Genomic DNA, 8736 nt, shown 5'->3' on the forward strand with positions numbered 1-8736 from the left:
CCGCGGTTGCCGCCCGAGGTCACGATTTCCCCGTGCCGCCCCATCCAGTCACGTCGACCCGGCGCGACTCACCTTTTCGGGTGCCCCCTTCAGCCAACTCCCCCTATTTTCCCACTTCATCACTATCACGCATTTCACACTAATTGCCCATCTTGTCCTGTTTTCCCGTATTGCCCTGTTAGCCTCCTTCGTCACTCTTGTCTGACATGTCGTCAAGCTCGTAGCCGTCACCCTCGTCGAGGTCCCACTCCGGCGAGTCCGGGTCGTAGTCGATCTGCTCGCTGCTCCACGAGGCCTGCTGGAGTTCCACCCCCGGTACGTCGCCGACCAGATTGAAGGGGTCGACGAGATACGCGAGGGCCTCGGCCGCGTCCTCGTGCACCGTGTTCCGGGCGGGCAGCCGTTCGGCGTCCGTCATGTCGCCGTCGTCCGCGATCCTCGCCAGCGCGGCGCTGGTCACCGCGTCCTCGTCGTCGACCTGGAGGACGAGGTCGACGCGAAGTCTCACAAACCGTGACGTCTCTGGAGTGCTCATGCCCGGAGCGTACGGCTCCGGAGCCCGTGACTTTCCTGTGACCCGCGAATTTCACTAACATCGCTCCACACGGCCAATTAGCCAGCGCCACAAGGGGATCGATATTCCGTGTCATCCGCTCTCCGTCCGTTGCTGACCGCCACCGCCGCGGGCACCCTGCTGTGCGCCCTGTGGTTCGTCCCGTCCGCCAACGCGACATCGGACATCCCGGTGGGAGGGACGCCCTCGGCAAGCCCGTCTCCGCAGGTCACGGAGCAGGCGAGGGTCGTGTCCAGCACCTCGTCCATATCGTCGGCGTCGTCAGCGCCACCAGCACGGTCCGCGTCGTCAGAGGGTGTCGACGCCGCCGGCGGGCAGGTCAGACTCGCCGACACCGGCAGCTTCAACAGCACGCCGTACGTCCTCGGCGGCACCGCCTTCCTCACCCTCGGCGCGGGCTTCGTCGTCTACTCGGTGCGCCGGGAGCGCCTGGACTTCCAACTCCCGTGACCACCCATTGAGGTGAGCCCGCCTCCGACGCCCCGCCCCGCGTGAACGTCACCGCAGCGGACCGGTGACCTCTTCCACCGCCGCCAGCAGCCGGCCGTCGCGCACGAACGCCTCCGCCGCGGCGAGGTCGGGCGCGAGATGACGGTCCGGGCCGGGGCCGCCCACGCCCGCCCTCCGCGCGGCCTCGATGACGGCCCGGGTCGCGGGCGCCGGGCTCAGCCCCTCGCGCAGCTCGACGGCGCGCGCGGCGGCGTACAGCTCCACGGCGATGACCCGGGTGAGGTTGTCGACGGACGTCCGCAGCTTGCGCGCGGCCGACCAGCCCATGGAGACGTGGTCCTCCTGCATCGCGGAGGACGGGATCGAGTCCGCCGACGCCGGCACGGCGAGCCGCTTCAGCTCGCTCACCAGCGCGGCCTGCGTGTACTGAGCGATCATCAAGCCCGAGTCGACACCGGCGTCGTCGGCGAGGAACGGCGGCAGTCCGTGGCTGCGGTTCTTGTCCAGCAGCCGGTCGGTGCGGCGCTCGGCGATGGAGCCGAGGTCGGCGACGGCGATGGCGAGGAAGTCCAGCACGTACGCCACCGGGGCGCCGTGGAAGTTGCCGTTGGACTCGACGCGCCCTCCCCCGGAGCCGAACGCCCCCGAGCCGGTGTCCGCGGGCAGCACCACCGGATTGTCGACGGCGGAGGCGAGTTCGCGCTCGGCGACCAGCCGGGCGTGGGCGATGGTGTCCCGTCCGGCGCCCGCGACCTGCGGGGCGCAGCGCACGGAGTAGGCGTCCTGGACCCGCGGGGCGTCGTCCTGGTGATGTCCCGTCATCCCCGAACCGGCGAGGACGGCCAGCATGTTGGCGGCGCTGGCGGCCTGGCCCGGGTGCGGGCGAAGGGCGTGCAGTTCGGGGGCGAGCACCTTGTCGGTGCCGAGCAGCGCCTCCAGGCTCAGGGCGGCCGTGACGTCGGCGGACCGGTACAGGACGTCGAGGTCGGCGAGGGCCATGACGAGCATGCCGAGCATGCCGTCGGTGCCGTTGAGGAGGGCGAGCCCTTCCTTCTCGCGCAGTTCGACGGGCCGGATCCCGTGCGCGGCGAGCAGTTCGCCGGCGGGGCGCAGGGTCCCGTCGGGCCCCTCGGCCTCCCCCTCGCCCATCAGCGCGAGGGCGCAGTGGGACAGCGGGGCCAGGTCGCCGGAGCAGCCGAGGGAGCCGTACTCGTGCACGACCGGGGTGATCCCGGCGTTCAGCACGTCGGCCATGGTCTGCGCGACCTCGGGGCGTACGCCGGTGTGCCCGGAGCAGAGGGTCTTCAGCCGCAGGAACATCAGGGCGCGTACGACGTCCCGCTCGACGCGGGGGCCCATGCCGGCGGCGTGGGAGCGGACGATGTTGCGCTGCAGCAGGCCGCGCAGCTCCGGGCCGATGTGCCGGGTCGCCAGGGCACCGAAGCCGGTGCTCACCCCGTACACGGGGTCCGGCTCGGCGGCCAGGGCGTCCACGATCTCGCGGGACGCGGCGAGGGCGGCCAGCGCCTCGCCGGAGAGCTCGACGCGGGCACCGCCGCGCGCCACGGCGAGCACGTCGGACGCGGTCACTCCGGACGCCCGCCCGTCTCCCAGCACCACCTTTTCAAGACCGCGCCGCGCGCCTTCCCCGTTCACCACAGTGTGCATATTCATATTCAGGAGAGTACGCAGTGAATTCGATGATGTCATCACTGGAACTCGCGTTCACCCCTTACCTGTTCTCAGGGCGAGTGCCGACCCCGGAAACGGCGTCGCTCTCCGTCCGCGTCCCGCGCGGGTTCGTCCGCCAGCCGCACGACCGGGTCGCCCGGCCCCGCACGCCCGGCGACGACGGGGCGGGTGGCCCGCTCGGCCTTGGCGCGGTACTGCGCCGCGTCGGCCAGCCGGAAGAGCCGCCGGGCGGAGGTCACCGACCCGATGGGGTCGCCGGTGGAGGCCACCCCACAGGCCACACCGTCCCCGATCCCCGACTCCACGGCACGGCGGCACACTTCGTCGGCCGCCTTGACGACCTCGTCGGCGGGCGGCCCCACCGCCAGCAGACAGAACTCGTCCCCGCCGAGCCGCGCCGCCAGGGCCCCCGGCAGCATGGCCCCGCACAGGGACAGCACGGTCCCGAACCGCTCCAGCAGCCGGTCGCCGACGGCATGCCCCTGCGTGTCGTTGACCCGCTTGAGCCCGTTGACATCGCACACGACGAGGCTGACGACCGCCCCGTCCCCGCGATGCCGCTCGATCGCCTCGTCGAGGCGCGCATCCACCGCCCGGCGGTTGGCGAGCCCGGTGAGCGCGTCCGTGTACGCCAGCCGCTGCGCCTCCTCCAGCCGCTCGGTCTGCGCGAGCCCGGCGGCGACGACGGCGGCCAGCACCGTCACGAAGTCGGCGTCACCGCGCCCGAAGACGGGCGCCCCCACCGGCCGGGCCACATACAGCTCCCCCCACGCCCGCCCGTGCAGCACGATCGGGGCGACCACGCAGCAGCCGCGCCCGCGCCGCCGCAGGGCCGCGACCCGTTGACGGCAGCCGGGGCTTCCCTCCGCCGGCCCCTCGGCGGTCTCCATCCAGGCATCGGGCTCGCCTCCGCCGGCCCACCGCTCGTGCAGGAACTCGGTGATCTCGGCGAACTGGTGCACGGGATACGCCTCGCCCTCCGGGAACTCCTCCTCGTCCTCGGCCAGCTCGCCGACGTTCACCAGGACCCGCAGCCGCCCCAGCTCCCGCTCCCACACGGACAGCGCGGCGAAACTCCCGCCGAGCGCCCGGCAGGCTCCGAGGGCAGCGGCCCGCCAGACCCCCTGCGAGCCCTGTGCGGCGGCCATGCCCTGCGCCAGTGCCACCACGGCCGCCAGCCGGCTGTCCTCACCCATCCCTCCAGGCTAGGGACGTTCCGTATGAATCGGGAGATTTAAGGAGCGAATGGGAGCCGTCAAGGCAGGTCACCGCAGGTGGGCGGGGCTCCGTCCGCCACTGTCCGCCCACCGCCGGCCGCCCACTGCCGGACCGTCACCGCCCTGCCGCCCGTCACCGCCCCGGCCAGTTCGGCTTGCGCTTCTCGTTGAAGGCGGCGACGCCCTCCGCGCGATCGCCCGAGAACGCCACCGACCGCCAGGCGGCGTCCTCCACCTCGAGCCCCGCGGGCAGATCCAGCCCCTGGCCGAGACGCAGTGCCCGCTTGGCGGCCCGCAGGCCCACCGGCGAGTTCGCGGCGATCCGGGCGGCCATGGCCAGCGCCTCCTCCCGGTCCCGCCCCGCCTCCACCAGCTCGTCGACGAGGCCCAGTTCACGGGCTTCGGCGGCCTCCACCCGACGCGCCGTGAAGATCAGCTCGGCGGCCCGGGCCGCCCCCACCCGCCTGGGCAACAACTGCGTACCACCGCCGCCCGGAATCACCCCGACGGACACCTCGGGCAGCCCCAGCACGGCCGTGCGGTCGGCCACGATCACATCGCAGGACAGGGCCAGCTCGAAACCGCCTCCCAGCGCGAACCCGTGCACCGCCGCCACGGTCGGCACCGGCAGCTCCAGCACGCCGGTGTAGGCCCCGCGCGCCACCGGCCGCTGACGGACCAGGTCGGCGTCACTGAAGGAATTGCGCTCCTTCAGGTCGGCCCCGACGCAGAAGGCCCGCTCGTGCGACGAGGTCACCACCACCACCCGCACTTCCGGGTCCCTCCCCAGCTCCGCGCAGGCTCCGGCGACGGACCGGGCCATCTCGGTCGAGACCGCGTTCATGGCCTTGGGCCGGTCGAGGACGAGCTCCGCGACATGCCCCTGCTCATGCCGCCGCACCAGCACGAACTCCCCGAACCGTTCCTCACTCATGACACCCTCCGGTTAACGCGGGTTAACATCCGTCGTCCCCGATCATCGCAGCCGGAACCCACCCGGCAAAAGGGCGTACGTCCAGTTCCCTCATCACCCCCCGTCCACCCGTTCGAGTGATATCCCGCCCACTTCGGCCCGGTCCCGGACCGGAACGCATAACGTGCGCTGCACCGCGGCGCGTTGGGGGCGCGTACGCAGGGGGAGGAAACGCCATGACGACGAACACGCCGACCAGGCCACAGCCCACCGCACCGGATGCGGCCGACCGGGCACCGGCGCACACCGGATTCGCCCTCTTCAGCGCGCGCATCCGGGGCCGCCACCGCAAACCGCGTCCCCGGAAGCTGCTGCTGGCCGTCGGCGGTCTGGCCCTGACGGTCGGCGCCCTGAGCCTCGTCCGCATGGCGTCCGACCCCGGCCCCGGGGACATCGGAGCCGAGGCCGGCCCCCGCCCGGTCCCGGACACCGCGAGTTCCGCGAGCCCCGGCCCTGACGGCGCCGACCACGCCGACGGTTCTGACGGCACCGCCGGCACCACCACCGCGAGTCCGGCGTCCCCCGCCCCGAAGGCGGGCCCCTCCTCGCCCACCGTCCTGGGCGGCCAGAGCGGCGCGCCTCTCACACCGTCCGCTCCGGGCGGAGCCACCGCACCGACCGCCGCGGCACCGGCCCTCACCGCTCCGACCCCGGCCGCCCCGGAGGCACCGAACGCACCGGGCACTCCGACCCCCCCGAACGCCCCCGGTGCGCCGCCCCCCGTCGGCGCCGCACCGGACGGGCCCCCACCGGACCCTCCGGGCCGCACGCCGTCTCAGCCGAAGCCGAAGCCATCACAGGACCGGCAGACACCACCGCCCCCGCCGTCGGACCGGCCGGGCGGAACGGACGACGGCCCCCTCCTCTGCGTACCGATCATCGGCCTGTGCGTCGACGGCGCCCTGGCTCTCAGCGGCTGAACAGACCGAACGGACAGAACCGGCCGGGGCGGCCGAGAGGAACTGTCAGTGATCGTCCCGGCGGGTGAGCAGCCAGGGTTCCACCACGCCCAGACCACGCACCGGCCGCTGGTACATCGGCTGCAGCGCGAAGCGGTACGTCGGCGGCTCCTCGCCCTCCTTCTCCGCCGACGCCGCCGCCTCGGCAGCGGCCGCCTCGGAGGCGGGGGCGTCTCCGGTGCGGATCAGCTCCTCGGCGAACGCGGTGTCGACGAGCACGCCGTCCCGAGGAGCTATCGAGGTGAGCCGGGAGGCCAGGTTCACCGTCGTACCGAAGACATCGCCCATCCGGGTGGTGACGGTGCCGAAGGCCATGCCGACCCGCAGCTCCGGCATCGTCTCGTCGTTCGCCATGGTCTCGATCAGCCGCATGGCGATCTCCGCGGCCGTCCCCGCGTCGTCGGCGACGTAGAGCACCTCGTCGCCGAGGGTCTTGATGAGCCGCCCGCCGCGCGCGGCCACCAGGTCGGCGGCGGTCGTCTCGAAGGCCTCGACGAGCTCGCCGAGTTCCTCCTCCTCCATCCGCCGGGTGAGCCGGGTGAACCCGACGAGGTCCGCGAACGCGACGGCGAGCCGCCGGTCCACCATCTCCTCGTCGTCGGCCGCCTGGAGCACCCGCCCGGCCGAGGCGGCGAGCTGCCGCCGCCAGACGTAGACGAGGAACTCCTCCAGCTCGGGCAGGAGCAGCTCGATGATGGGGTACGTGACCTCGGTGCGCGTCATGCCCAGCTCGGGCGGCTCGGTCAGGCCCTCCAGGAAGGAGTCGATCTGCCACTCGGCCAGGCGCGCGGTGGTCTGTCCCGTGGACCGCGCCACCTGCACGGCCATCGCCTCGCTCAGCAGGCCCGCCTCCACCAGACCGGCCAGCCGGCGCAGCGCCAGTACGTCCGCCTCCGTGAGCACCCTGGCCTGCCCGACGTCGGCGAACCCCATGGCCCGCCAGAACCGCGTGGCCAGCTCCACCGTGACGCTGGCACTGCGCGCCGCCTGGAAGGGGGTGTAACGGCGTTCGGCGCCCAGGATGAGCTGTTCGAGACGCAGAGCGAGCGGGTCCTCGCCGTTGTCGGCGGGACGGGAGTCGTCCCCCCGCCGGCTCCTCCGCTCAGGGGGGTCCGCCCGATCGGGAGGATTCGAGGAATCGGGAGGATTCGAGGACGGGGGAGGCTCCGCGCGGTCCTGCGCTTCCGTACCGGAACCCGAGTCGTCGACGGTCACGCGTTGCTGCCCTTCCGATCTGCCACGGCCATGGATCGACCGGCCTCAACTCTACGGCAGGTGTGCGCCAGCTCACTCCGCTCGGTCGGCCCGACAGGTGGCACGACCGGCGCATCCGGGATCGGGGTACCCGCCGTGGGCACCCGCACCCACACCCGCGTGCGCCCACCGCGCCCCGGCCCCGGGCCCCGTCACCCGCCCCCGACGGGGCGCACGTGCACGATGTCCCCCGCCCCCACCGGTTCCTGCACCCCGGCCCCCGTCGCCAGCACCAGCCGCCCGTCCCCGTCGACCGCGACCGCCTCGCCCACCAGGACCCTGTCCCCCGGCAGCTCGGCCCGCACCGTCCGCCCGAGCGTCGCGCATCCCGCGGCGTACGTCTCCTGCAGGCCGCTCACCGCCGGATCGCCGCCCGCCGCCCGCCAGCGCCCGTACCAGTCCTCCAGCGACCGCAGCACCCCACGCAGCAGCGGGTCCCGGTCGGTGTTCACCGCGCCCGCCAGCGCCAGCGACCCGGCGGTGGGCACCGGCAGCTCGTCGGCGCGCAGGCTGACGTTGATGCCGACGCCGATCACCACCCCGTCACCGGCCCGCTCCGCGAGGATGCCCGCGGCCTTGCGCTCCTTGCCGCCGACGGTGACGAGCAGGTCGTTGGGCCACTTCAGGGCGGTGTCGACGCCCGCCGTCCGGGACAGGCCGGTCGCCACCGCGACGCCGGTGAGCAGCGGCAGCCAGCCCCAGCGGGCCACGGGCACCTCGGTGGGCCGGAGCAGTACGGAGAAGGAGAGTCCGGAGCGGGCCGGGGCCGTCCAGTGCCGGTCCAGGCGGCCCCGCGCGGCGGTCTGCTCCTCGGCGACGAGTACGGTCCCCTCCTCCGCCTTCCCCTCGGCGGCACGGGCCACCAGGTCGGAGTTGGTGGATCCGGTGCGCTGCACCACGTCGACCTGCCGCCACAGCCCACCGGCGCGCACCAGCCCTCTGCGCAGACCGGCGGCGTTCAGCGGGGGGCGGTCGAGGTCGGACCAGCGTTCCGACCGCTCCGGCCGCGGCCGCTGCCCGCCGGGCGTACCTTCGTCATCAGGTGACTGAGTCATGCGGGCAACCCTAGGTTCGGCAGCCTCCCTCCCGCAGCGCGGGCGCCCCCGTCGTCCGCCGGCGTGCGACCTCTGTCGCGGAACCGCGTCCTCCGGTCTGTGAAGAGGCACGGAGTGTGGGATAGACCGCACTGCCGACCCCGAGGGCCCGCATTACTCTACGGATGAGTAACCGTCCCCCTTATGAGCAGGCAGGGAGCCGCATCCCGATGTCCGAGCCGGAAGAGCAGCAGCCTGACCTTCGTACGACCGCGGGCAAGCTCGCGGACCTGCAGCGGCGCATCCACCAGGCCACCCACGCCGGCTCGCAGCGCGCCGTGGAAAAACAGCACGCCAAGGGCAAGCTGACCGCCCGGGAACGGATCGCCCTGCTGCTGGACGAGGACTCCTTCGTCGAGCTGGACGAGTTCGCCCGGCACCGCTCCACCAGCTTCGGCCTGGAGGCCAACCGCCCCTACGGCGACGGCGTCATCACCGGCTACGGCACCATCGACGACCGCCCGGTGGCCGTCTTCTCCCAGGACTTCACCGTCTTCGGCGGCGCGCTGGGCGAGGTCTACGG

9 protein-coding genes are annotated in these 8736 nt (G+C 73.1%); 3 read left to right on the forward strand and 6 right to left on the reverse strand.

What is annotated here, in order from left to right; translation table 11 throughout:
* Nucleotides 1–178: 178 nt before the first annotated feature.
* Nucleotides 179–535 (reverse strand): hypothetical protein, encoded by a 357-nt coding sequence (locus tag AB0I73_RS12770; RefSeq protein WP_363036585.1) that lies wholly within the window; start codon nucleotides 533–535, stop codon nucleotides 179–181.
* 108 nt (nucleotides 536–643) lie between these two features.
* Between AB0I73_RS12770 and AB0I73_RS12775 the strand changes: the two genes are divergently transcribed.
* Nucleotides 644–1024 carry an LPXTG cell wall anchor domain-containing protein gene (locus AB0I73_RS12775; RefSeq protein ID WP_363036587.1) on the forward strand — a complete coding sequence of 127 codons (381 nt, stop codon included), beginning with the start codon at nucleotides 644–646 and terminating at the stop codon, nucleotides 1022–1024.
* A 48-nt stretch (nucleotides 1025–1072) separates the two neighbouring features.
* Here AB0I73_RS12775 and hutH read toward each other — a convergent pair whose 3' ends face one another.
* The 3 genes from hutH to AB0I73_RS12790 form a co-directional block, all read right to left on the reverse strand.
* Nucleotides 1073–2692, reverse strand: a complete 1620-nt coding sequence (gene hutH, locus AB0I73_RS12780; protein ID WP_363036612.1) for a histidine ammonia-lyase — start codon at nucleotides 2690–2692, stop codon at nucleotides 1073–1075.
* 74 nt (nucleotides 2693–2766) lie between these two features.
* A complete protein-coding gene (locus AB0I73_RS12785) occupies nucleotides 2767–3912 on the reverse strand; it encodes a GGDEF domain-containing protein (RefSeq protein ID WP_363036589.1) in 1146 nt (381 codons plus the stop codon).
* A gap of 154 nt (nucleotides 3913–4066) precedes the next feature.
* A complete protein-coding gene (locus AB0I73_RS12790; protein WP_363036591.1) occupies nucleotides 4067–4867 on the reverse strand; it encodes an enoyl-CoA hydratase-related protein in 801 nt (266 codons plus the stop codon).
* A gap of 215 nt (nucleotides 4868–5082) precedes the next feature.
* Between AB0I73_RS12790 and AB0I73_RS12795 the strand changes: the two genes are divergently transcribed.
* Nucleotides 5083–5826 carry a hypothetical protein gene (locus tag AB0I73_RS12795; protein WP_363036593.1) on the forward strand — a complete coding sequence of 248 codons (744 nt, stop codon included), beginning with the start codon at nucleotides 5083–5085 and terminating at the stop codon, nucleotides 5824–5826.
* A gap of 45 nt (nucleotides 5827–5871) precedes the next feature.
* On the opposite strand, the gene AB0I73_RS12800 is transcribed toward AB0I73_RS12795, so the two are convergent.
* Together AB0I73_RS12800 and AB0I73_RS12805 are read right to left on the reverse strand one after the other, a co-directional pair.
* Nucleotides 5872–7080: an adenylate/guanylate cyclase domain-containing protein gene (locus AB0I73_RS12800; RefSeq protein ID WP_363036595.1), complete on the reverse strand. Its 1209-nt coding sequence runs from the start codon at nucleotides 7078–7080 to the stop codon at nucleotides 5872–5874.
* 191 nt (nucleotides 7081–7271) lie between these two features.
* On the reverse strand, nucleotides 7272–8174 hold the full coding sequence (locus tag AB0I73_RS12805) for a biotin--[acetyl-CoA-carboxylase] ligase (RefSeq protein WP_363036597.1): 903 nt from the start codon (nucleotides 8172–8174) through the stop codon (nucleotides 7272–7274).
* Nucleotides 8175–8383: 209 nt separating this feature from the next.
* Between AB0I73_RS12805 and AB0I73_RS12810 the strand changes: the two genes are divergently transcribed.
* Nucleotides 8384–8736, forward strand: a 353-nt coding sequence (locus AB0I73_RS12810) for a carboxyl transferase domain-containing protein (protein WP_363036599.1), incomplete at its 3' end; no start/stop codon positions are given.

The organism is Streptomyces sp. NPDC050388, assembly GCF_040655635.1.
Classification (GTDB): Bacteria; Actinomycetota; Actinomycetes; order Streptomycetales; family Streptomycetaceae; genus Streptomyces.